Source organism: Acidovorax sp., assembly GCF_046314175.1.
GTDB lineage: Bacteria > Pseudomonadota > Gammaproteobacteria > Burkholderiales > Burkholderiaceae_C > Acidovorax.
Genome location: NZ_JBKBXG010000026.1, coordinates 1 through 22,404, shown reverse-complemented (window position 1 = coordinate 22,404; position 22,404 = coordinate 1). Strand labels below are relative to the sequence as shown.

General features: G+C 62.2%; 17 protein-coding genes. 16 read left to right on the top strand and 1 reads right to left on the bottom strand.

Annotation, left to right across the window (positions count from 1 at the left end; all coding sequences use genetic code 11):
- Positions 1-43: 43 nt before the first annotated feature.
- From ACK4OE_RS09585 to ACK4OE_RS09550, 8 genes are all read left to right on the top strand, one after another.
- Complete coding sequence (locus ACK4OE_RS09585; protein WP_409884585.1) at positions 44-475, top strand: hypothetical protein; 432 nt, start codon at positions 44-46, stop codon at positions 473-475.
- A gap of 95 nt (positions 476-570) precedes the next feature.
- Positions 571-1,914, top strand: a complete 1,344-nt coding sequence (miaB, locus tag ACK4OE_RS09580) for a tRNA (N6-isopentenyl adenosine(37)-C2)-methylthiotransferase MiaB (protein ID WP_409884584.1) — start codon at positions 571-573, stop codon at positions 1,912-1,914.
- A gap of 17 nt (positions 1,915-1,931) precedes the next feature.
- Entirely contained in the window at positions 1,932-3,392 is a 1,461-nt protein-coding gene (locus tag ACK4OE_RS09575) for a sensor histidine kinase (protein WP_409884583.1), read from the top strand.
- Positions 3,382-4,068, top strand: coding sequence for a hypothetical protein (locus ACK4OE_RS09570; RefSeq protein WP_409884582.1), 687 nt, complete (start codon positions 3,382-3,384; stop codon positions 4,066-4,068). Before ACK4OE_RS09575 ends, ACK4OE_RS09570 begins: the two co-directional genes overlap by 11 nt.
- 23 nt (positions 4,069-4,091) lie before the next feature.
- Positions 4,092-5,504, top strand: coding sequence for a sigma 54-interacting transcriptional regulator (locus ACK4OE_RS09565; RefSeq protein WP_409884581.1), 1,413 nt, complete (start codon positions 4,092-4,094; stop codon positions 5,502-5,504).
- 182 nt (positions 5,505-5,686) lie between these two features.
- The gene (locus ACK4OE_RS09560) at positions 5,687-7,255 is read left to right on the top strand and encodes a glucan biosynthesis protein G (protein ID WP_409884580.1); all 1,569 of its coding nucleotides are present in this window, start codon (positions 5,687-5,689) and stop codon (positions 7,253-7,255) included.
- Positions 7,256-7,281: 26 nt separating this feature from the next.
- Entirely contained in the window at positions 7,282-9,303 is a 2,022-nt protein-coding gene (gene mdoH, locus ACK4OE_RS09555) for a glucans biosynthesis glucosyltransferase MdoH (protein WP_409884612.1), read from the top strand.
- 260 nt (positions 9,304-9,563) lie between these two features.
- Positions 9,564-10,406, top strand: coding sequence for a C13 family peptidase (locus ACK4OE_RS09550; RefSeq protein WP_409884579.1), 843 nt, complete (start codon positions 9,564-9,566; stop codon positions 10,404-10,406).
- A gap of 99 nt (positions 10,407-10,505) precedes the next feature.
- On the opposite strand, the gene ffh is transcribed toward ACK4OE_RS09550, so the two are convergent.
- The gene (gene ffh, locus ACK4OE_RS09545) at positions 10,506-11,885 is read right to left on the bottom strand and encodes a signal recognition particle protein (protein WP_409884578.1); all 1,380 of its coding nucleotides are present in this window, start codon (positions 11,883-11,885) and stop codon (positions 10,506-10,508) included.
- 100 nt (positions 11,886-11,985) lie between these two features.
- Here ffh and ACK4OE_RS09540 point away from each other — a divergent pair, with 100 nt between their 5' ends.
- The 8 genes from ACK4OE_RS09540 to ACK4OE_RS09505 all read left to right on the top strand — a co-directional run bounded on the left by ACK4OE_RS09540 (position 11,986) and on the right by ACK4OE_RS09505 (position 22,124).
- Complete coding sequence (locus ACK4OE_RS09540; protein ID WP_409884577.1) at positions 11,986-12,783, top strand: inner membrane protein YpjD; 798 nt, start codon at positions 11,986-11,988, stop codon at positions 12,781-12,783.
- Positions 12,780-13,001 carry a PP0621 family protein gene (locus tag ACK4OE_RS09535; RefSeq protein WP_409884576.1) on the top strand — a complete coding sequence of 74 codons (222 nt, stop codon included), beginning with the start codon at positions 12,780-12,782 and terminating at the stop codon, positions 12,999-13,001. The genes ACK4OE_RS09540 and ACK4OE_RS09535 overlap by 4 nt, the downstream gene beginning before the upstream one ends.
- A gap of 4 nt (positions 13,002-13,005) precedes the next feature.
- Positions 13,006-14,712, top strand: a complete 1,707-nt coding sequence (locus ACK4OE_RS09530) for an ATP-binding protein (protein WP_409884575.1) — start codon at positions 13,006-13,008, stop codon at positions 14,710-14,712.
- 14 nt (positions 14,713-14,726) lie between these two features.
- Positions 14,727-16,244 (top strand): sigma-54-dependent transcriptional regulator, encoded by a 1,518-nt coding sequence (locus tag ACK4OE_RS09525; protein ID WP_409884574.1) that lies wholly within the window; start codon positions 14,727-14,729, stop codon positions 16,242-16,244.
- The gene (gene ampD, locus ACK4OE_RS09520; protein ID WP_409884611.1) at positions 16,228-16,854 is read left to right on the top strand and encodes a 1,6-anhydro-N-acetylmuramyl-L-alanine amidase AmpD; all 627 of its coding nucleotides are present in this window, start codon (positions 16,228-16,230) and stop codon (positions 16,852-16,854) included. Before ACK4OE_RS09525 ends, ampD begins: the two co-directional genes overlap by 17 nt.
- A 369-nt stretch (positions 16,855-17,223) precedes the next feature.
- Entirely contained in the window at positions 17,224-20,145 is a 2,922-nt protein-coding gene (locus ACK4OE_RS09515) for a ribonucleoside-diphosphate reductase subunit alpha (RefSeq protein ID WP_409884573.1), read from the top strand.
- A 135-nt stretch (positions 20,146-20,280) separates the two neighbouring features.
- On the top strand, positions 20,281-21,477 hold the full coding sequence (locus ACK4OE_RS09510; RefSeq protein WP_409884572.1) for a ribonucleotide-diphosphate reductase subunit beta: 1,197 nt from the start codon (positions 20,281-20,283) through the stop codon (positions 21,475-21,477).
- A 188-nt stretch (positions 21,478-21,665) separates the two neighbouring features.
- Positions 21,666-22,124 carry a histone gene (locus ACK4OE_RS09505; RefSeq protein ID WP_409884571.1) on the top strand — a complete coding sequence of 153 codons (459 nt, stop codon included), beginning with the start codon at positions 21,666-21,668 and terminating at the stop codon, positions 22,122-22,124.
- Positions 22,125-22,404 lie beyond the last annotated feature (280 nt).

Genomic DNA, 22,404 nt, shown 5'->3' with positions numbered 1-22,404 from the left:
ATCCCCCTCCAGCCCCTGGATATAAACCAAGCACCGCTGCCCCATGAAACCCACAACATCCCCCTCCCCCACCAAGTTCCTGAAATGCGCCCTGGCCGTCGGCCTGGGGTGTGCCGTGCTCTGGGGCTCACTGCCCGCCTCGGCGCAGGTGCAGGGCGCCTTGGGCGTCTCCCGCACTTTCCCCGACGCCGCGCTGCGCGGCACGCTGACCATCACCGCAACATCGGACGCCACCCTTAATGGCCGCGCCATCCGCATGGCGCCCGGCATGCGCCTGTTCAGCCCGCAGAACTCTCTGGTCATGGCGCACACGGTTCTGGGCCAGACTTTCAAGGTGAACTACCTCATCGAGCCCAGCACCGGCATGCTGCAGTCCGCCTGGATATTGAGCCAGAGCGAGGCGGACCAGCCGCGCAAGGGCAGCGACACGGTCGAGCGCAATTACCGCTCTGAATTCGACCCGGTCCAGAAGTAATTCCCGGGCTGAGGCGCTCCATGCGGCCCAGCCATTGCACAGTGCGGCACCGCCCGGGCGCGCCGCTGCATCCCTTTTCCGATTGCGAACCAGCCATGGCCAAAAAAGTCTTCATCAAAACCTTCGGCTGCCAGATGAACGAGTACGACTCGGACAAGATGGCAGACGTCTTGCACGCCGCACAGGGGTACGAGCCCACGCAGAACGTGGACGAGGCCGACCTCATCCTTTTCAACACCTGCTCGGTGCGTGAAAAAGCCCAGGAGAAGGTGTTCAGCGACCTGGGCCGCATCAAACACCTCAAAGCCAAAGGCGTGAAGATTGGTGTGGGCGGCTGCGTGGCCAGCCAGGAAGGCGCCGAGATCATCAAGCGCGCTCCCTATGTGGACGTGGTGTTTGGCCCCCAAACCCTGCACCGCCTGCCCGAGATGCTGAACCAGCGCGAGCGCCTGGACAAGCCGCAGGTGGACATCAGCTTTCCCGAGATTGAAAAGTTTGACCACCTGCCACCCGCGCGGGTGGAAGGCGCATCGGCCTTTGTGTCGATCATGGAAGGCTGCAGCAAGTATTGCAGCTACTGCGTGGTGCCCTACACGCGCGGCGAAGAAGTGAGCCGCCCGTTTGATGACGTGCTGGTCGAAGTAGCAGGCCTGGCGGATCAGGGCGTCAAGGAAATCACGCTGCTGGGTCAGAACGTCAATGCCTACCTGGGCAAGATGGGTGGCACCGCAGAGATTGCCGACTTTGCCCTGCTGCTCGAATACGTGTCCGACATCCCTGGCATCGAGCGCATCCGCTACACCACCAGCCATCCCAACGAGTTCACGCCCCGGCTGATCGAGGCCTACGCCAAGCTGCCCAAGCTGGCCAGCCACTTGCATCTGCCTGTGCAGCATGGCAGCGACCGCATCCTGATGGCCATGAAGCGCGGCTACACCGCCATGGAATACAAGAGCACGGTGCGCAAGCTGCGCGCCATCCGCCCCGACCTGGCCATGAGCAGCGACTTCATCGTGGGCTTTCCGGGCGAGACGGAAGACGACTTCAACAAGATGATGAAGCTCATCGACGACATCCACTTCGACAACAGCTTCAGCTTCATCTTCAGCCCCCGCCCAGGCACCCCGGCGGCTGGCCTGCACGACGACACGCCGCACGATGTAAAGCTGCGCCGCCTGCAGCACCTGCAGGGCGTGATCAACGCCAACATCAAGTCCATCAGCGAAAGCCGGGTGGGTACGGTGCAGCGCATTTTGGTGGAAGGCGTCTCCAAGCGCGATACCACCGAGTTGATGGGCCGCACCGAATGCAACCGCGTGGTCAACTTTGTGGGCCAGCCCCGCCTGATCGGCCAGATGCTGGATGTGACCATTACAGAAGCCAAGGCCTATACGCTGCGCGGAGAAGTGGTTACACGCGAGCCAGTGCTCGCGGCCTAGGCCCTGTTCACACTGGAATGGCAGCAGACAGTACACCGATCACGCGCCCAGGGCCTGAAGGCGCGTTGCATGGGTTGTCGTTTCAGCAGCTTCTGCTGCTGGCTTTTTTGCTGATTGCCGGCCTGTTGGGTGTGAGCTCCCTGCGAGCGCTGCACACGCTGGAGCAACTGATGGTGCAAAGCCGGCTGGGGGCGACTGAGGCAACCGCCCTCAATGCCGCCGCTCAGGCGCTCAACCAGCGGGGGCAGGCACTGGAGCGCGCCGCCCGCCAGTCACTGGTGCTGCGCGATGCCCCCCTGCGGCGCAGTTTCAACGACATGACCGGGGAGGCACAGGTGCTCCTTGACAAGCTCCAGCACGGGGGCCTGCCGCAAGAGCAGGCTGCGCAATGGCGTGAACGGCTGGACACCGTCAAGGCGCTGCTCGATGCCCCGCCGGAGCGCGCGCTGGAGAACGAGCGCCGAGTAGCTGAAGAGTTTGTAGCGCTGCAGGCGCTTCACACCGCTGTATACCAGTCGGTGCAGGACATCAATACCCAGCGCAACGCGCTCCTGCAGGAGCGCGTTGAGGACAGCCGACGCAACGTCACACACCAGGTGGTGGGCGTGATCGTGCTGGCACTGGCTCTGGCGCTGGCACTGGGCATCTGGCTTGCGCGGCCCTTCAAACGCCTTGAAAGCGCGATTCGCAAGCTGGGCGAAAACCAGCTGGATCAGGCCATTCTCATATCCGGCCCTGACGACATGCGTCGCGTGGGGCAGCAGCTGGAATGGCTGCGATTGCGGTTGCTGGAACTGGACGCCGACAAGGCCCGCTTTCTGCGACACGTGTCCCATGAACTCAAGACCCCGTTGGCGGCCTTGCGCGAAGGCGTGGCCCTGCTGCAGGACGGAGTGACTGGCGAACTGACCCCGGGCCAGCGCGAGGTGACACAAATACTGCACCACAACACGCTGGTTTTGCAGGGCGAGATCGAGGCGCTGCTCAGGTTCAACGCCGCTGCGTTTGAGGCGCGGCAGCTTCAGCGACAGGACACCGCCCTGCTCGCACTGCTCGAAGCCCAGGTGGAATCTCAGCGCCTGCAGTGGCAAGCGCGCGGACTGCGCGTGCTGGTCGAGGGGCAGGATGTGTCCCTGCCTGTTGATGCGGACAAGATCGGCTCTGCCATCAGCAATCTGCTGTCCAACGCCATCCGTTTTTCACCCAAGGGCGGCACCGTGCGGCTGATACTCTCCCGCACACCGGGGCATATCAGCATCGACGTCACAGACCAGGGGCCCGGCGTGGCGGGTGCCGACCGTGATCGTATTTTTGAACCCTTTTACAGAGGTGTCCGACAGCCCGAGGACGCCGTGCGCGGCACCGGCATCGGCCTTTCCATTGTCAATGAATACGTTGTCGCCCATGGGGGCCGCCTGCAGCTGATCGACGATGGTATCCACACCTTTTTCCGCATAGAACTGCCGCATGTTGTCTAGTTGTCATTCCATTCCCGCCGCGCCACCTGAGGCGCGGCAACCCTTGATGTGGGCTGCATTGCTGGCAGTTGCATTCCTGATGACGGGCTGCAGCAGCATGGCGTCGCCGCCCCTGGCCCCACCCGAGCCTCCAGCGGCCACCGTGGTGGAAACGCCCGCGCCCCCAGAGCCAGAGGTCAACGAACCTGTCAGCAAGCCGAAGAAAATCTTCGTGGTGGACCCCGCCGCGCTCGTGCTGGCACAGGCCGACCGCACGCTGCGCCTGTCGCCGCAGGATCTGGCCAAGGAAATTGCCCGACTGACCGAATTGGAAGAAGCGGCAGTTGAAAACCCGCTGCTCCTGGCCGTCGCTCTGGCGCAAACGCGTCAGCCTGTCGACACCGCACGCGCCCAGGGGCTGGTGCTACGGGTGCTCGGCAACTCCACCCCGGCAGCGCAGGCCTTGCACCCCCTGGCGCGCTTACTGGAGTCACGCCTGTTGCAGCAACGCCGGCTGGAAGACCAGATTGATCGCCAAAACCAGCAGTTGCGCGAGGCCCAGCGGCGCAACGAACAGCTCAACGAGCGCCTGGAGGCCGTGCGTGCCATCGAACGCAGCCTGACCACCCGCCCTGCGCCTGCACCCGCCAGCCCGGCATCCAGCAACGGCGCAAGCCCTGCACGGCCAGTGCCGTGACCAACGCTGCACGGATCACCCCTATGGCCACCCCAACACCCCACCGCGCGTCCCTTGGTGCCCGTATCCTGGTCGTGGACGACGACGCAGACATGCTGCGGCTGCTGTCATTGCGTCTGAACGGGGCCGGATATGACGTGGTGGCCGTGACATCTGCCGAAGCCGCATTGGCGCAGCTGGACATGGCGCGGCCCCAACTGGTTCTGAGCGATGTGCGCTTGCCAGGGCGTGACGGGCTGGCCCTGTTTGACGAGGTACGTGCCCGACACCCTTCCCTTCCGGTCATCCTGCTCACGGCCCACGGCACTATTCCAGACGCAGTCGAAGCGACATCACGCGGGGTGTTCACTTATCTCACCAAACCCTATGACGGCAAAGAGCTGCTGGAGAAAATTGGCCAAGCACTGGCGCTGAGCGCCCCCGCAGTCACCCACGCTCATGCCAACGAAGCATGGCGTGCTGAAATTGTGAGTCGATCCAACCGGATGACCGACCTGCTGGCCGAGACCTACATGGTGGCGCAGTCCGACGCCAGCGTTCTGCTGCTGGGCGACAGCGGGTCAGGCAAGGAGTTGCTGGCGCAGGCCATACACCGTGCCAGCCCACGCGCTGCGCGGCCGTTTGTCGCCGTCAATTGCGGCGCCATTCCAGAGGCCTTGCTGGAGTCCGAACTGTTCGGCCATGTCAAAGGCGCGTTCACCGATGCGGTGAGCAACCACAAAGGCCTTTTCCAGGCTGCAGAAGGCGGCACGCTGCTGCTCGATGAAATCGGAGACATGCCGCCCGCGCTGCAGGTCAAGCTGCTGCGGGTGCTGCAAGAGCGCGCAGTGCGGCCGGTGGGGGCCAGCCAGGCCATTCCCATCAACGTGCGCATCATCTCGGCGACCCACCGCGATCTGGAAGCGGCCATGGCCACCGCGCAGTTTCGGGAAGACTTGTACTACCGCCTCAACGTCGTCACGCTGATGCTGCCCACGCTGGGCGAGCGGCGCGAAGACATCGCACTGCTGGCCAACCACTTTCTCGACAAGCTGGCCCGCAAGTACGGAAAGCGCTTGTCCGGTTTCGCCCCCGAGGCACTCAAGGCGCTGACCACGGCCGCATGGCCTGGCAACGTTCGACAGTTATTCAACGTGGTCGAACAGGTGTGCGCCCTGTCGACCACCCCGTTGGTGCCCCTGACGCTGGTGCAGCGCGCACTGCGCACCCCGTCCACGCAGGTACTGAGCTTTACTGAGGCGCGTCAGCGCTTTGAGCGCGAGTATCTGGTGGGCCTGCTCAAGATGACGGATGGCAATGTGGCCGACGCTGCGCGGCTGGCCCAACGCAACCGCACGGAGTTCTATCGCCTGCTTCAGAAACACGCTCTCACTCCGGGCAATTTCAAGGCTGACGGGGGCGCCGCGGATGACGTCGCCGAAGAGCGACACGAGTAAGTTATTGATTTATATGGGTTTTATATATTGAAGCCCACTGCCCGTCGCTAAACAGCGACAAAAATCGATGATTTGAAGTCGTTGGGGGCTTATGCACAAACGCTTACATGCCATAGCAGCGCCAAGTTGTTGATTTAAAAGAGTTTTTTCAAGCTGGCACAGGGTTTGCCCTGTATGTCAGCATGTACGCGGTTCTTTCCACTTTTTCACGCCGGGCCCGCCGCTCCGCTGGCCCGGCGATTGCGCTGGCCGCCTCGCTGCTGGCCGGTGCAGCGTCTGCCCAGGCGTTTGATTTCGAGAGCGTGACCCGCCTTGCCCGGGATGGCGCAACCCAGCCCTACCGCGCTATCAGCGACAAGCTGCCCGCCGACCTTGCCAAGCTGAACTACGACCAGGTGCGGGACATCCGTTGGCGCCCCGACCGCGCGTTGTGGCGTGCCGACAAATTGCCGTTCGAGGCGATGTTCTTCCATCTCGGGCTGTACCAGACCGAGCCCGTGCTCCTCAACGAAGTCACCCCGCAAGGTGCGCGCCACATCAGCTACAGCCGCGCCGATTTTGACTATGGCAAGAACCAGGTCAAACCGCAAAACTGGGGTGATCTCGGATTTGCGGGTTTCCGGCTGCACAACCACCTGAACTCGCCTGACTACAAGGACGAGTTGGTGGTGTTTCAGGGCGCGAGCTACTTCCGCGCGCTGGGCAAAGGCCAGCAATACGGGCTGTCTGCACGCGGTTTGGCGATTGACACCGTGGGTGGCTCGGGTGAAGAGTTTCCCCGCTTCAAGGAGTTCTGGCTGGTGAAGCCTGAAGCCGGTGCCCAGAAGGTGACTGTCTACGCACTGATGGATTCGCCCCGGGCCACGGGCGCCTACCAGTTCGACATCACGCCTGGCCCGCAGACCACCACCACCGTGCGCAGCCGGGTGTTCATGCGGTCCGGCGCGGGCAAGCCTATTGCCACCTTGGGCATCGCGCCGCTGACCAGCATGTTCTTCTTTGGCGAGAACCAGCCGCGCAAGCAGGACTTCCGGCCCGAAGTACATGACTCCGACGGCTTGATGATCGCGACGGGCGAGGGCGAGTGGCTCTGGCGCCCTCTGCAAAACCCAAAGCAGCCGCTGGTCACCTCGTTCACCACCAAGAACCCCAAGGGCTTTGGCTTGATGCAGCGCGACCGCGAATGGTCCAGCTACGAAGACGTGGAAGCCCGCTACGAGCGCCGCCCGAGCGCCTGGATTCGCCCGCTGCATGACTGGGGCGATGGCCGCGTGGAACTGGTACAGCTGAGCACGCCCGACGAAACGCACGACAACATCGTGGCGTACTGGGTACCAGCCCAAATGCCGCCACCCGGTCAGCCGCTGGAGTTTGCCTACGAGTTGAGCTGGCAAGGCGACGACCAGCAACGCCCTCCCAGCGCATGGGCCACGCAGTCGCGCCGCGGCGTTGGCTACACCAAGCTGAACGAACAGGCACTGGCCGAGCAAACGCAGTACGTGGTCGATTTTGACGGCCCCGCTCTCAAGGCCCTCGCGGCAGACGCCACGGTGAAAGCAGTGGTGACCAGCGATGCCAACGGCAAGGTGCTGGAAAACATCGTCTATCGCAACCCCGCAACGAATCAATGGCGCATGACGGTGCGCGTACAGCGCCTGAAGGCCGATCAACCGATCGAGCTGCGCGCTTTTCTTCAACACGACAACAACGCTGTGAGTGAAACATGGACGCACATCATTCTTCCCGAGTAAGCCCCAAGGACGATCGTTCGCATGCCATGGCAGCCCCCGCTGTTGTCGCACGCCGAGGCGCCGCCTACCACAGGCCGGTCGCCAGCCAGCGCAGTCCCCTGCGCGAGGAGCGCCATCCCAGCGCGGTGACTGCTCCACCCCTGAACCGTGGTTCGATGCCGGCCGTGCCCTGGCGCGGGTTCTGGAACAGTGTGGGTACCGCCGCGCTGCTGCGACTGACAGGCCGCAAGGCGGCGGCTGCATCGCCAACGGCTTCAAGCGCGCAAGACCAGGCCTGGCTAGGCGCGGCGCAGCGCCGCCGTTGGACCTTTGCACTGCTTACCCTGCTGACGACTGCACTGGCCAGCACACTGTTCGCTGGTGTGCAGCCCGAATATGACAACCCGTGGCTGGGCTACGGCCAGATTGCGCTGTTCGCACTGCTGTCCGCCTGGGTCGTCACCGGCTTCCTCACGGGGCTGATGGGCTTTTGGGTGATGCTGCGAGGGGACAAGCATGCGCTGTCGGTGCGCAGCGTGACCGAACACACCCTGGCGCAGGAGGCCCGCACCGCCATCATCATGCCGATCTGTAACGAAGATGTGGCCACCGTGTTTGCCGGGCTGCGGGCGACCTGCGAGTCAGTGGCGGCGACCGGGCACGGCACCACGTTCGATGTGTTCGTGCTGTCTGACAGCTACGACCCCGCCATCGCCCGCGCCGAGCGCGCCGCCTGGGAAGATCTGCGCAGCGCCCTGGCCCAGCACGGCCAGCAACCCCAGGTGCAGGTGTACTACCGCCGGCGCACCCGTCGCACGCACCGCAAGGCGGGCAACGTCGCCGACTTCTGCCGCCGCTGGGGCAAGGACTACCGTTACATGGTGGTACTGGACGCTGACAGCGTGATGAGTGGTGACTGCATCGTGTCCATGGCCAAGCTGATGGAAGCCAACCCCAGCGCGGGCATCATCCAGACGGCCACGCAGGCCATTGGCCATGTGACGCTGCACGCCCGCGCGCAGCAATTTGCTTCGCGCGTGACCGGTCGTCTGTTCACATTGGGCATGCAGTACTGGCAACTGGGCGAGTCTCACTACTGGGGCCACAACGCCATCATCCGCGTCGCCCCTTTCATGCAGCACTGTGCGCTGGCGCCTATCAAAGGCACGGGGGGACTGGCGGGCGGCATCATGTCGCATGACTTTGTCGAAGCCGCTCTCATGCGCCGCGCTGGTTATCACGTTTGGCTGGTGTCAGACCTGATCGGCAGCTACGAACAACAACCGCCCGACCTGCTGGCAGAGTTGCAGCGAGACCGCCGCTGGTGCCAGGGCAACCTGCAAAACGCACGCCTGATGGCGGAGCCCGGCATCCACGCGGTGCACCGCTCCATGTTCGTGACTGGTGCCATGGCCTATTTGTCTGCGCCGCTGTGGCTGGCGTTCTTGACGCTGGGCACGGCGTTGTGGCTGTCGGGCGCGAAGTTCGTGGCCGACTGGCACATCCTGCCGGCTGAGTTGCTTGCGCTCTGGGCATGGACGCTGTGCATGCTGTTCCTGCCTCGCATTCTGGGCGTCGCCGCGGTGTTCATGCGCGGTGAGCAGCAGCAATACGGTGGCGGCTTCAGCCTGCTCAAGAGCGCCATGCTCGAAAGCGTGATGGCCATCCTGCAGGCCCCCATCCGCATGCTGGCGCATTCGCTGTTTGTGCTCATTGCGCTCACCGGACTGAAGCTGGAATGGAAGTCGCCCCCCCGGGAGGCCCATGCCGTTCCCTGGCGCCATGCCGTGCGCCAACTGGCCCCCATGAGCCTGGTGATCGCTATGCTGGCGGTGGGTGTGGCACTGATCGACAGCAGCGCATTACTGTGGCTGATGCCCGTCGGCTTGCCGCTGGCACTGGCGATTCCGCTGGCTGTAATGACCAGCCAGATTGCACTGGGCAAGGCCATGCGCGCCCAAAGGCTGCTGTTGATTCCGGAGGAGTCGTGGTCGCCACCGGTACTGCGACGTGCCTGGGTGCATGCCAGCCGCTTGGCGCAGCCCACGCCATTGGCAGCGGCATTGTGACAATCTGAAAGACACCCTACAAATTACAAGCCGGTGCATGCACCGGCTTTTTTGCATATGCTCATTTTTTGATAGCTTAAAGCTGAATAGCATCAAGCGCTAAGCCACAAAAATAGCCAAAATTCAGCCAAGGCAGGCGTCATAGCCGGCACTTTGCGCTCACTTACGATACCTGTCCTTCCCACCCAGCTCCCGGTGCCGGAACCTGCGTCATCCCCGGATTTCTGCAGGGTGCGGCCCTGCCATCGATGCCACCGTTCTTGCTTCCTCCCACCGCCCGTCGGCGGCTGCTTTGCGCCAGCGCCCTCACTCTGACTGTCGCACTGACTGGCTGCGCCCTGTTCCCAGGGCAGGCGCCCGTACCAGCCCCTGCGCCAGTCGCCGCCGCACCGGCACCTCCACCGCCGCCTGCGGAGCCGCCAGGGCGCATCATCTTTGCGGGGTTTGCGATGCACTCGCAGTCCAAAGCCTTCCGCAGCGATGTTTTGCTGGCCGAAAAGCTGGTCAAAGACATCGACCCCAACGCGCTAGTGCTCAAGCTGGCCAACCCTGCCCGCGACCAGAGCTCGGACTGGCCCCAGGCAACGGCAGATAATTTCGCGCTGGTCATGTCCAAAACCGCCGAGGTGGCGCGCCCGCAAGACCGCGTTTTGCTGTTCATCTCGACCCACAGCAACCCCGGCCTGTTGAATATCAACGTTGGCGGCAAGCACCTGCTGCCTCTCAACGCCAAAACCCTCAGCGCCGCGCTGGCGCCGCTGGGCAAAGTACCCACACTGGTGGTGCTGTCAGCGTGCTACAGCGGCGCATTCGTCGAGCCGTTGAAAGCGCCAAACCGGGTCGTGCTCACCGCCACAGATGTACGCCGCACCACGTTCAATTGCAGGTACACCGGCGAAAACACGCCCTTCGCCGAAGCGCTTTTTGGCCAGGAAGGGGCCGAAGCCCGCACAGTGACAGACTGGATGAAGGAAGCGCAAAAGTCCATCGCCGCGCAGGAAAAACGCCGCAAGCTCCCCCCATCACGGCCCCGCATGTTCGTGGGCGATGAAGCCAAGGTCTGGGCGGAACAGCCGCTCAAGAACTGGTTGGAGGAGCCGTGAGAGGCTGAAAGTCGATAGACCCGGCACAGGGCAGGAATACAAAAAACCCTGAAGAGAAGCTTTCTCTTCAGGGTTTTTTATTGTCAGCGCGCAGGGCGATCAGAAAGGCATCTTGGGCATGCCACCGCCGCCCATGCCCTTCATGCCGCCCATCTTCTTCATCATCTTCATCAGGCCGCCGCCCTTCATCTTTTTCATCATGCCCTGCATCTGCTCAAACTCCTTGAGCAGGCGGTTGACCTCTTGCACGTGCACGCCCGCGCCATTGGCGATGCGCTTCTTACGCGTGGCCTTGATGAGGTCGGGCTTGCGGCGCTCAAGCGGCGTCATGCTCTGGATGATGCCTTCCTTGCGCTTGATGTCCTTCTCGGCCTTGTCCATGTCCAGGGCACCGGCCTTGGCGGTGAGCTGCGACGGCAGCTTGTCCATCAGGCTGGACAGCCCACCCATCTGCTTCATCTGCTGAATCTGGGACAAGAAGTCATTCAGGTCAAAGCCGTCACCGCTCTTGACCTTGGCCGCAAGCTTTTGCGCAGCCTCCATGTCCACACCAGCGGTGACCTGCTCCACCAGCGCCACGATGTCGCCCATGCCCAGGATGCGGCCTGCGTGGCGCTCCGCATCAAACACCTCCAGGCCGTCGAGCTTTTCAGACACACCCGCAAACTTGATGGGTGCGCCCGTAATCTGGCGCACCGACAGCGCCGCACCGCCGCGCGAGTCGCCGTCAAGCTTCGTGAGCACGATGCCGGTCAGCGGCAGCGCTTCCTTGAAGGCTTTGGCCGTGTTGATCGCGTCCTGGCCCTGCATGGCATCGACCACGAACAGGGTTTCGACAGGGTTCAGCGCAGCGTGCAGGTCCTTGATTTCCTTCATCAAGGCCTCGTCGATGGCCAGGCGCCCGGCCGTGTCCACCAGCAGCACGTCAAAATAATGCTTCTTGGCGTAGTCGAGTGCGGCGAGGGCAATGTCCAGCGGTTTCTGCTCCGGTGTGCTGGGGAACCACTCGGCACCCGCCTGCTTGGTTACCGTCTTGAGCTGCTCGATGGCGGCCGGGCGGTACACGTCGCCCGACACGGTCAGCACCTTTTTCTTGCGTTTTTCGATCAGGTGCTTGGCCAGCTTGGCCGTCGTCGTTGTTTTACCGGCGCCCTGCAGGCCAGCCATCAAGATGACCGCAGGGGGCTGGGCGGCCAGGTTGATGTCAGCCACACCGTCGCCCATGGTGGCGGCCAGCTCGCGGTTGACGATGCTGACCAGTGTCTGGCCGGGCTTGAGCGAGCCCAGCACTTCCTGGCCCAGCGCCTTCTCCTTGACGCGGGCAATGAAGTCCCGCACCACGGGCAGGGCCACGTCGGCTTCCAGCAGGGCCATGCGCACCTCGCGCAGCATGTCCTGCACGTTGGATTCGGTGATGCGGGCCTGGCCACGCATCTCCTTGACGAGACGCGTGAGTTTGTCGGTAAGGGCGGATGCCATAGGAGAAGTTCCGGTGTTGCCTGCGCGCCATCAACTCGAACGTTGTGTGCGCAGGCCCGCCAAGGCGCTGGCGGTGGGGCAAAAGGCTAAACTGTGACCCATGATTTTAGCGAGTAGCTCCCCTGTCAGTTGGCTGCTGGCCCTGGCAGCCGCCATGGCATACGCCGTGCCCGCCGCAGCAGCGTCTCGGCTGAGCGCAGCCGCGGCGCGCAACGCACTGCTGGTGGCCTGGCTGCTGCATGGTGCCGTGCTGGTATGGGGCCTTTGGGGCGACGCCCCCCGGTTTGGGTTTGCGCCCGCCCTGTCGATGACGGCCTGGCTGGTTCTCACTGTATACGCGGTGGAGCGGCAGCTCTTTCCGCAAATGCAGGCGCGCTGGGTGCTGGCGGCGTTGGGCGCAGTGGCCGTTGTGCTGGCGCTCGTGTTCCCGGGGCAGCCCCTGCATGTGACCGCCTCGGCATGGCTGCCGCTGCACCTGGCCCTTGGCATTGCCTGTTATGGCTTGTTTGGCGCAGCGGTGGTGCATGCCTGGCTGATGACCCGCGCTGAGCGGCATATCCGCCAGGCCGAAGACCCGCACAGCGGCATTCCGTTGCTCACGCTAGAGCGTCTGACCTTCCGCTTTGTGACGGCCGGGTTTGTACTGCTCAGTGCCACACTGCTTGCAGGTTGGCTGTTTGGCGACATGCTATATGGGCGCGCCTGGCGCTGGGACCACAAAGCCATTTTTTCGTTGCTGTCGTGGTTGACATTCGCCGTCTTGCTGATCGGTCGCGCGCGTTTTGGCTGGCGGGGCCGCAATGCGGTGCGCGTGTTGTATGCGGGGTCCGCATTGCTGTTGCTTGCCTATGTCGGCTCCCGTTTTGTGATGGAAGTTGTTTTGGGCCGCAGCACATGAAATACCTTGTTTTGTTGGTGGTACTCGTGGTGGCGTTCGGCATCTGGCGCAGTCGCCGCGCTCCGGATACTTCAGAGAAAAAACCGTCGCGGTTGGCATTGCCCCAGGACATGCTGGCGTGCGCGCACTGCGGCATCCACATTCCGCAGGCAGAAGCCTTGATGCTGGGTGCCCAGGCCTACTGCTGCGCCGAACACCGACGTCTGGGCCCGGCCTGACGCCATGCAGACATTGCCACCTGCGGGTACGTTTCTACCCACCGTGGATGCGCCTTTTGTGCGTCTGTGGCGTGGCTTTCTGACGGGGCGCGTGATGGTGGCCATCGCCCTGCTGATGCTGCAGGGGGTCGGGCAAGCCATCAACCAGACCACGGAGTCTGGCGTTCTGACCGTGTGCGTGGCGTATCTGGTGGCCACCGTGGTGCTGCGCGTTTTGGCCAGGCAGGGCCCCCCATCACCCGGTGCAGGCCCGCAATGGTTGCCGTCCATTGGGGTCGACCTGACTGCGATTACCGCTTTGCAACTGCTGCATGCGGGCGCCATGAACTACACGCCGTTGTTCGGCTTGCCCGTGCTGATGGCCGCGGTGCTGGGAACATTGACACTGGCGCTGGGAACCACTGCGGGGGTCACGCTGCTGCTGCTAGGCTGGGCATGGTGGGTTGGCATCCGCACCTCGGGCGACGACGCGCAGCGCTACCTGCAAAGTGCACTGACGGGTACGGGCTACTTCATAGTCAGTTACTTGGTTCACCAGCTCGCCACCCGGTTGTCACGTGAACAAGAGCTTGCACAGCAAAGCCAGGTGGCTGCCCGTGTGCAGACCCAGGTCAGTGCACTGGTCATACAGAACCTCACCGATGGCGTGCTGGTGGTAGACGAAAACGATGCGGTACGCATCGCCAACCCTGCGGGACTCCAGTTGCTGGGCGGGGCGCCCCTGCCAGCCCTGCCCTTTACCCTGGCCTCCGAAGCACCCTGGCACCCGCTGGTCTTGATGGCGCGGCGCACCTTCCGGCAGGAACAACCCCAGATGGCCGACGTGGACCTGCTGCACGCAGGGCAAAGCCCCACCGGACTGCATGTACGCACTTGGCTCACCACCAGCCGGGAAGCCGCCCATGAGTCACGTTCGGAGCGGTTGTGCGTGATGTTCCTGCACGACCTGCGTGAAATGGAGGCACGCCTTCGCACCGAAAAACTCGCTGCCATGGGCAGAATGTCAGCGGCCGTGGCCCACGAAATCCGCAATCCCTTGGCGGCGATTGTTCAGGCCAATGCGCTGCTGGAAGAGGACTTGCACGACCCCGCCCAAAAGAGGCTTGCGCGCATGGTTCAACAAAACGCTGATCGACTGGCGCGCATTGCAGAAGAAGTGCTGGACATCGCGCGCGTGCAGCACCAAATCAGCCACGCTCCGGCCTCCACCGTGGCGCTGGACGAAACGGTTGCCCAGATTTGGAACGACTGGCAAGCACAAGACCCGGTCCAGCGCCGCGGGCTTGTGGCGCTTGAAGCCAGCGCCACCCAGGTGGAGTTTGATGGCGAACATCTGCGCCGCGTGCTGGTCAACCTGCTGGACAACGCGCTGCGCTACATGGGCCAAGAGCCCGACTCCCTTTCCGTCTTCACCCGGGCCACGCCATCAGGCCAGGTCATCCTGCAGGTCTGGAGCGACGGCGCCCCCATGGACAAATCGGTAGAACGCCACCTCTTCGAACCCTTCTTCTCCTCAGAAAGCCGCTCCAGCGGCCTGGGCCTCTATATATGCCGCGAGCTGTGCCAGCGCCATGGTGCTTCCATCAGCTACCAACGGCTCAACCGCACCACTGCACGTGGCGAAACAGGGGGCAACGCGTTCACCGTGGGGTTCCGCCGCCTCACCCGCCCCGCGGATGCTGCCACGCTGTTTGACACCATCGTGGTCTAACCCCCGATTTGCCCATGAACGCCCCCATAGCCTCCATCCTTGTCGTCGACGACGAACCCGATCTGCGAACCCTGTACGAACTGACCTTGCTGCGCGAGGGGTACCGCGTCGAAACCGCATCCACCGTACAGGAGGCCCGCGAACAGCTCAAAGCCCACAAGTTCGACGCTGTGATCACCGACATGCGCCTGCCCGACGGGTTCGGCATGGAGTTGCTGCAGGATCTGCGCGACCAGCAACGCAAAGAGCGCTGTGTGGTCATGACAGCCTACGGCTCCGCCGAGAATGCCGTGGAGGCCCTGCGCGCTGGCGCTTTTGACTACCTGACCAAGCCTGTGGACCTCAAGCAGTTCCGCTCGGTCGTGGCGTCGGCGGTGCAAGGCACAGGGGGTGTTCCATCGCCCCGTGCAGCACGCAGTGGGGGCCAGAGCCGCCAAGCGCTTTCAGCGGCGGAAATGCTGGGTGCGGGCACCGCCCTGGACCGGCTGGTGGGCGAATCCGAAGCCATTCGCAATGTCAAGCAGCGCGTGGCCAAGGTCTCGCGGGGCATGGCACCGGTGCTCATCCATGGCGAATCCGGCACCGGTAAAGAGCTTGTGGCGCAAGCGCTGCATGCCAGCAGCCAGCGCGCAGACGGCCCCTTGGTCGCAGTGAACTGCGGTGCGATTCCCGAAAACCTGCTGGAGGCCGAGTTCTTTGGCGCACGCAAAGGGTCCTACACCGGGGCAGCGCAAGACCGGGATGGATACTTTCAGGCGGCGCGTGGCGGCACCTTGTTTCTGGACGAAATTGGTGATCTGCCGCTGGCCATGCAATCCAAGCTCCTGCGGGCCATCCAGGAGCGCAGCGTGCGCCCCCTAGGCTCCACGCAAGAAGAAACCGTGGACGTGCGCATCGTCAGTGCCACCCACCGCGACTTGGCGGCCGATGTGCAGTCAGGTCGTTTCCGGCAGGACTTGTACTACCGGCTCAACGTGATCGAGATCGTGATCCCGCCCCTGCGCGAGCGACGCGAGGACTTACCCGCCCTGTGTACAGCCCTCTTGTCACGCATTGCAACGGAATCAGGCATAGCAGTGCCTGCGATAACGGAGCGCGCGCTGACTGCGATTGCGGCGCACCCGCTGACGGGCAATGTCCGCGAGCTGGAAAACCTGCTGCACCGTGCCGTGGCTCTGAGCGATGGCGATGAACTGCAGGTAGATCCCCCTTCAGGCGCTGGAGCCTCGGTGGCACCACGCCCGGAGTTGGCGCCACCCCCTCTCGGCGCATCAACGTCTTCTTCGTCTTCCACGCATCTGCCGCACCCACAACCCAGCGCTGGCAGCACCGTGCCACTGCCCAGTGATTTGCAGGCCTGGCTGGACCAGCAGGAACGCGACATACTCATTCGAGCACTGCGCGAGGCGGGCTTCAACCGCACCGCAACAGCTGCCCGACTGGGTATCAGCCTGCGGCAAATCCGCTACCGCATCGCACGCTTGAACATCGCTGCGCCCAATGACCTGGACCCGCATGACGACATCGGCTGACGGCGCGGACACCGCTCCTGTTCGATGGGACGGAGGATGGCATCGCTCCGCCATTCGGCGGATATCCCCCAACTACGGGAAGCGCCCTGACACGGGCACGCCCGTTGATCTCATCGTGGTGCACTCCATCAGCCTGCCCCCTGGCGAGTTCGGCGCAGGTGCTGTGCAGCAATTGTTCACCAACACCCTCGATTGGGACGCGCACCCCTATTTCCAAAGCATCCGCGGCCTCCAGGTTTCCTCTCATTTTTTTATCGACCGCCAGGGCGTCCTGTGGCAGTTTGTGGACTGTGATGAACGCGCCTGGCACGCTGGCCAATCCAGCTACCGCGGACGCACCCAGTGCAACGACGACTCGATCGGCATAGAAATGGAAGGCCTGGAGGGGTTTTTTTTCGAAATAGCGCAATACCAAACGCTAGCGGCACTTTGCCATGACATCGCGCAACGCTATCCCATACAGCACATCGCGGGGCATGAACACATTGCCCCCGGTCGCAAGCAGGATCCCGGCCCGGGGTTCGACTGGAATCGCCTGCAAAACTCCCTGAATTGGCCAGCAGACTGCTTTCCCGAGCGCGCCCAGCAGGCCCAGCCGCCGACTCACTGACGACTTGGTCGCAGCATGGCCTCAAGGCCAAAAATTTTCTTTGTGCAAATGCACAAAATCGAATCTCCAGAAATGGCGCGGCCTGGAAAGGGAAATACGCCCGCACCGCTTGCCAATGCGTGATTTGGGGCAACATTTTCAGCTGGCGCAAGGGATGAGCGCGCAGTCAGGCCTGCGCTGAAGGCGCGCAAAACGGCCTGTTTCACTTTTTAGCCAATCTGCGGCGGTACACTACCGGTAGTGTCTTGAATACATTCGACACCCCATATATAGTGTGCGACAGACTAAAATCCGCCGCATCACTCACACACTGCGGCGGCACTTCCAGCCACGCCCCCATCCCCAGACAGCCCACAGAAGAGGACACCCATGCAAGCTGCTTTGAATACGCCTTCCGCCCCGCCCGCCACCCCTTCGTCGAACCGGACACAGACGCCTGCGCAAGCGTCTGCAGCCCAGGCAAGCACGCACTACCAGATCATTCGCCGCAACGGCGCCGTGGTGCCTTTTGAGCCTCAGAAGATTGCAGTGGCCATGATGAAGGCCTTTCTGGCAGTGCACGGCACACAGGGCGCGGCATCGGCCAGCGTCCGTGAAGTGGTGGACACCCTGACCCAGAACGTGGCACGCGCCCTGATGCGCTCACGCCCCGGCGGCGGCACCTTTCATATTGAGGACGTGCAAGACCAGGTCGAGCTGGGCCTGATGCGTGGTGGCCACCACGAGATCGCGCGCGCCTACGTTCTCTACCGTGAGCGCCGGACCCAAGAGCGCGCACGGCAGACCGAGCAACAAACCCCCGCAGCGCCCGCGCCTTTGCTGCACGTGATGGACGGCGGTAAGCTGGTCGCCTTGGACCTGAACCGCCTGCAGTCGCTCATCGAATCTGCCTGTGTGAACCTGGGCGCCGACGTGAAGGCCGACCCCATCGTTGCCGAAACGATGCGCAACCTCTACGACGGCGTTCCTATGGACGAGGTCTATAAAGCCTCCATCCTGGCCGCACGCACGCTGATCGAAAAAGACCCCGACTACACCTACGCCACCGCCCGCCTGCTGCTGCACACCATCGTGCGCGAGGTGCTGGGGCGTGAGGTGACCCAAAGCGATATGGGCCAGGCCTACATCGACTACTTCCCGCAATTCATCAAGAAGGGGGTCGAAAACGAGCTGCTGGATGAACGCCTGCTACAGCAATACGACCTGCAACGCCTGGGCGCAGCTATCAATGCAGACCGCGACCTGCAGTTTGACTACCTGGGCCTGCAAACCCTGTACGACCGCTACTTCCTGCACGTCAAGAAGACCCGCATCGAGCTGCCCCAGGCCTTCTTCATGCGTGTGGCCATGGGCCTGGCACTCAATGAAGTCGACCGTGAAGCCCGCGCCATTGAGTTCTATGAAGTGCTGTCTTCGTTTGACTTCATGTCCTCGACCCCCACGCTTTTCAACAGCGGCACCTTGCGCTCGCAGCTGTCCAGCTGCTACCTGACCACGGTGCCCGACGACTTGGGCGGCATCTACGACGCCATCAAGGAAAACGCGCTGCTGTCCAAGTTCGCGGGCGGTCTGGGTAACGACTGGACCCGCGTGCGGGCCCTGGGTAGCCACATCAAGGGTACCAACGGTGAATCGCAAGGCGTAGTGCCGTTCCTGAAGGTTGTCAACGATACGGCAGTGGCCGTGAACCAGGGCGGCAAGCGCAAGGGCGCAGTTTGCACCTACCTGGAAACCTGGCACCTGGACATAGAAGAGTTCCTGGAACTGCGCAAGAACACTGGCGACGACCGCCGCCGCACGCACGACATGAACACCGCCAACTGGATTCCTGATCTCTTCATGCGCCGCGTGATGGAAAAAGGAACTTGGACACTGTTCTCGCCCAACAATGTTCCCGACCTGCACGACCTGTTCGGAGTTGAATTCGAAAAGGCGTATGTAGCCTATGAAGAAAAGGCCGCTCGTGGCGAAATCAAACCCGCCAAGACCGTGCAGGCCACCGACATGTGGCGCAAGATGCTGACCATGCTGTTCGAGACCGGGCACCCCTGGATCACGTTCAAGGACGCCTGCAACGTGCGTTCGCCCCAGCAACACGCTGGCGTGGTGCATTCGTCCAACCTGTGCACCGAGATCACGCTGAACACCAGCGACACGGAAACCGCCGTGTGCAACCTGGGTTCCGTCAATCTGCTGCAGCACATCAAGGACGGCCAGCTCGACCACGACAAGCTCAAGAGGACCATCAAGGTCGCGATGCGCATGCTCGACAACGTGATCGACATCAATTACTACGCCGTCACGAAGGCTCGCGACTCCAATCTTCGTCATCGGCCTGTGGGCATGGGCCTGATGGGCTTCCAGGACAGCCTGTATGAACTGCGCATTCCTTACGCTTCGCAAGAAGCCGTGGAATTTGCCGACCGGTCGATGGAAGCCATCTGCTACTACGCCTATTGGGCCTCCACCGAGCTGGCCAAGGAACGCGGTCAGTATGCAAGCTACAAGGGCTCGCTGTGGGACCAGGGCATCCTGCCTTTCGATACGCTGGACATGCTGGCCAAAGCACGCGGTGGCTACGTGGAAGTGGACCGCTCGGTCACCCTCGACTGGGACGCCCTGCGCAAGAAGATTGCCCAAGACGGCATGCGCAACTCCAACTGCGTCGCCATCGCCCCCACGGCCACCATTTCCAACATCATTGGTGTGGACGCATCGATCGAGCCTTCGTTCGGCAACCTCTCGGTCAAGTCCAACTTGTCGGGAGAGTTCACTGTCATCAACGGCGGCCTGGTGCGCGACCTCAAGCGCCTGGGCCTGTGGGACGACGTGATGATCATGGACCTCAAGCACTTCAAGGGTTCGTTGCACCCCATCGACCGCGTGCCGCAAGACATCAAGGACCTATATTCCACCGCGTTTGAAGTCGAGGCGCAGTGGCTGGTTGAAGCAGCATCGCGTCGCCAGAAGTGGATCGACCAGGCGCAGAGCCTGAACATCTACATGGCAGGCGCGTCAGGCAAGAAGCTGGACGACACCTACAAACTTGCCTGGATCCGCGGTCTCAAGACCACGTATTACCTGCGCACGCAAAGTGCCACGCATGTCGAAATGAGCACGGTAAACACACGCCAGCTCAACTCGGTTTCATCGGGAAATGACGACGCACCAACCAGCGCATCTGCGCCCACGCAAAGCAAACAGCACGCGATGGAAGTAGCCGCAGCGGTGCCTGCCACGGACGTTCAGTTTTCTCCCATCGACGATCCAGGCTGCGAAGCCTGCCAATAAAAACTTCGCGCGCGACAGCTCGCATGCAATTGAGGCGTCGCGCATGTGCTGTGAAGCAACAAAACGTTGCTGCACAACGCTTCAGTGCTTTTCTTTTTGCAGCACTGCTTTCATAATCCGAACACTGGAAAATCTATGTTGACCTGGGACGAAGAAGTCAAGCCCTCATCGCAAAATCAACTGGACGGTGGACTGAACAAAAGCCACCCGGCGGGACAGCCGCCTTTGCCTTTTCAGACCCCGTCTTTGCAAGAAGTGCATGCGTCGATGACATCATCCGCAGCACAGCAATCCGCACCTGCAGCAGGCACCCAGCGCCGCGTTAACGCTGCCGACAAACGCATCATCAACGGCCAGACCGACGTCAATCAGCTGGTGCCTTTCAAGTACAAGTGGGCCTGGGAAAAATACCTTGCCACCTGCGCCAACCACTGGATGCCGCAAGAGGTGAACATGACGCGCGACATCGCGTTGTGGAAAGACCCCAACGGCCTGACTGAAGACGAACGCCGCATCATCAAGCGCAACCTCGGCTTCTTCGTCACCGCCGATTCGCTGGCCGCCAACAACATCGTGCTGGGCACCTACCGCCACATCACCGCCCCCGAATGCCGCCAGTTCCTGCTGCGCCAGGCCTTCGAGGAAGCGATCCACACGCACGCCTACCAGTACATCGTCGAATCGCTCGGCCTCGACGAAGGCGAGATCTTCAGTGCCTATCTGGAAGTACCTTCGATCCGTGACAAGGACCAGTTCCTGATCCCGTTCATCGAAGCGATCATGGACCCTAACTTCCACACCGGCACCTTCGAGACCGACCAGACGCTGCTCAAGTCGCTGATCGTTTTCGCCTGCCTGATGGAAGGCCTGTTCTTCTACGTGGGGTTCACGCAGATCCTGGCACTGGGCCGCCAGAACAAGATGACTGGCGCCGCCGAGCAGTACCAGTACATCCTGCGCGACGAGTCGATGCACTGCAACTTCGGCATCGACCTGATCAACCAGCTCAAGCTGGAAAACCCGCACCTGTGGACGGCCGAGTTCAAGGCCGAGATCAACGCGCTGTTCATGAAAGCCGTGGAGCTTGAATACCGCTACGCCGAAGACACCATGCCACGCGGCGTGCTCGGCATGAACGCATCCATGTTCAAGGGCTACCTGCGCTACATCGCCAATCGCCGTGCCACGCAGATCGGGCTGGAAACACTCTTCCCCAACGAAGAAAACCCGTTCCCATGGATGAGCGAGATGATCGATTTGAAGAAGGAACGCAACTTCTTCGAGACCCGCGTTATTGAATACCAGTCCGGTGGTGCGCTGTCCTGGGACTAGCGCCTCGTTATTTACAAGCATCACACCACATGGATATCCACACCACGCCCACCACAGACAGCGTCGCAGAGCGCCGCCGTGGTGAGCGTTCCCGTGTTCATGGAGATGGAATTTTTCTCCATCTCCATGGATCGCTTTCTGTCCACTGTAGACAGGAAGTGCTCTTTGCATATTGACCCAAGGAGAACATGATGGCAACTGCGAAAAAACCAGCCGCTAAGAAGGCGGCCCCTGCGAAGAAAGCTGCTCCCGCCAAAAAGGCAGTGGTAGCGAAGAAGGCTGCACCTGCCAAGAAGGCAGCAGCACCAGCAAAGAAAGCTGCTCCCGCCAAAAAGGCAGTGGTAGCGAAGAAGGCTGCACCTGCCAAGAAGGCAGCAGCACCGGCAAAGAAAGCTGCTCCCGCCAAAAAGGCAGTGGTAGCGAAGAAGGCTGCACCTGCCAAGAAGGCAGCAGCACCGGCAAAGAAAGCCGCTCCCGCCAAGAAGGCAGTAGCAGCGAAGAAGGCCGCACCTGCAAAGTCTGCGCCCGCCAAGAAAGCTGCACCGGCCAAGAAGGCCCCCAAGGCGCCTGCCCCTGCGGCCCCTGCAGCACAGACCACGCTGAACCCTCAGGCAGCCTGGCCTTTCCCTACCGGCACCAAGCCGTAATTCAAGCGCCCCTGGCGCCCAGCCCGGCATTTCGATGCCGGGCTTTTTTATGGGCGAAAGACCGTCACTTGCTATCTTTTGAGTAGCTGGTATCGCTTTACCAGATTAGGTTTAAAACATAAAACCATCTCAATGGTAGCAAATACGAGCGCTACCAGCTCCTAAATTCAGAGCAGGACCCCTCAAACGGCAGGGCAATCGCATCTAAACAGAGAGTCCCAGGATGTGTGCCAGATAGGCCACATCCCATCCCGCGCGCTTGCGCTTAGCCTGCACGCCG

Coding starts and splice junctions, on each gene's coding strand:
- ACK4OE_RS09540 (WP_409884577.1), top strand. CDS start 11,986: ATGATTTTAGCGAGTAGCTCCCCTGTCAGTTGGCTGCTGGCCCTGGCA.
- ACK4OE_RS09510 (WP_409884572.1), top strand. CDS start 20,281: ATGTTGACCTGGGACGAAGAAGTCAAGCCCTCATCGCAAAATCAACTG.
- ACK4OE_RS09530 (WP_409884575.1), top strand. CDS start 13,006: ATGCAGACATTGCCACCTGCGGGTACGTTTCTACCCACCGTGGATGCG.
- ACK4OE_RS09525 (WP_409884574.1), top strand. CDS start 14,727: ATGAACGCCCCCATAGCCTCCATCCTTGTCGTCGACGACGAACCCGAT.
- ffh (WP_409884578.1), bottom strand. CDS start 11,885: ATGGCATCCGCCCTTACCGACAAACTCACGCGTCTCGTCAAGGAGATG.
- ACK4OE_RS09505 (WP_409884571.1), top strand. CDS start 21,666: ATGATGGCAACTGCGAAAAAACCAGCCGCTAAGAAGGCGGCCCCTGCG.
- ACK4OE_RS09560 (WP_409884580.1), top strand. CDS start 5,687: ATGTACGCGGTTCTTTCCACTTTTTCACGCCGGGCCCGCCGCTCCGCT.
- miaB (WP_409884584.1), top strand. CDS start 571: ATGGCCAAAAAAGTCTTCATCAAAACCTTCGGCTGCCAGATGAACGAG.
- mdoH (WP_409884612.1), top strand. CDS start 7,282: ATGGCAGCCCCCGCTGTTGTCGCACGCCGAGGCGCCGCCTACCACAGG.
- ACK4OE_RS09535 (WP_409884576.1), top strand. CDS start 12,780: ATGAAATACCTTGTTTTGTTGGTGGTACTCGTGGTGGCGTTCGGCATC.
- ACK4OE_RS09570 (WP_409884582.1), top strand. CDS start 3,382: ATGTTGTCTAGTTGTCATTCCATTCCCGCCGCGCCACCTGAGGCGCGG.
- ampD (WP_409884611.1), top strand. CDS start 16,228: ATGACGACATCGGCTGACGGCGCGGACACCGCTCCTGTTCGATGGGAC.
- ACK4OE_RS09585 (WP_409884585.1), top strand. CDS start 44: ATGAAACCCACAACATCCCCCTCCCCCACCAAGTTCCTGAAATGCGCC.
- ACK4OE_RS09515 (WP_409884573.1), top strand. CDS start 17,224: ATGCAAGCTGCTTTGAATACGCCTTCCGCCCCGCCCGCCACCCCTTCG.
- ACK4OE_RS09575 (WP_409884583.1), top strand. CDS start 1,932: ATGGCAGCAGACAGTACACCGATCACGCGCCCAGGGCCTGAAGGCGCG.
- ACK4OE_RS09565 (WP_409884581.1), top strand. CDS start 4,092: ATGGCCACCCCAACACCCCACCGCGCGTCCCTTGGTGCCCGTATCCTG.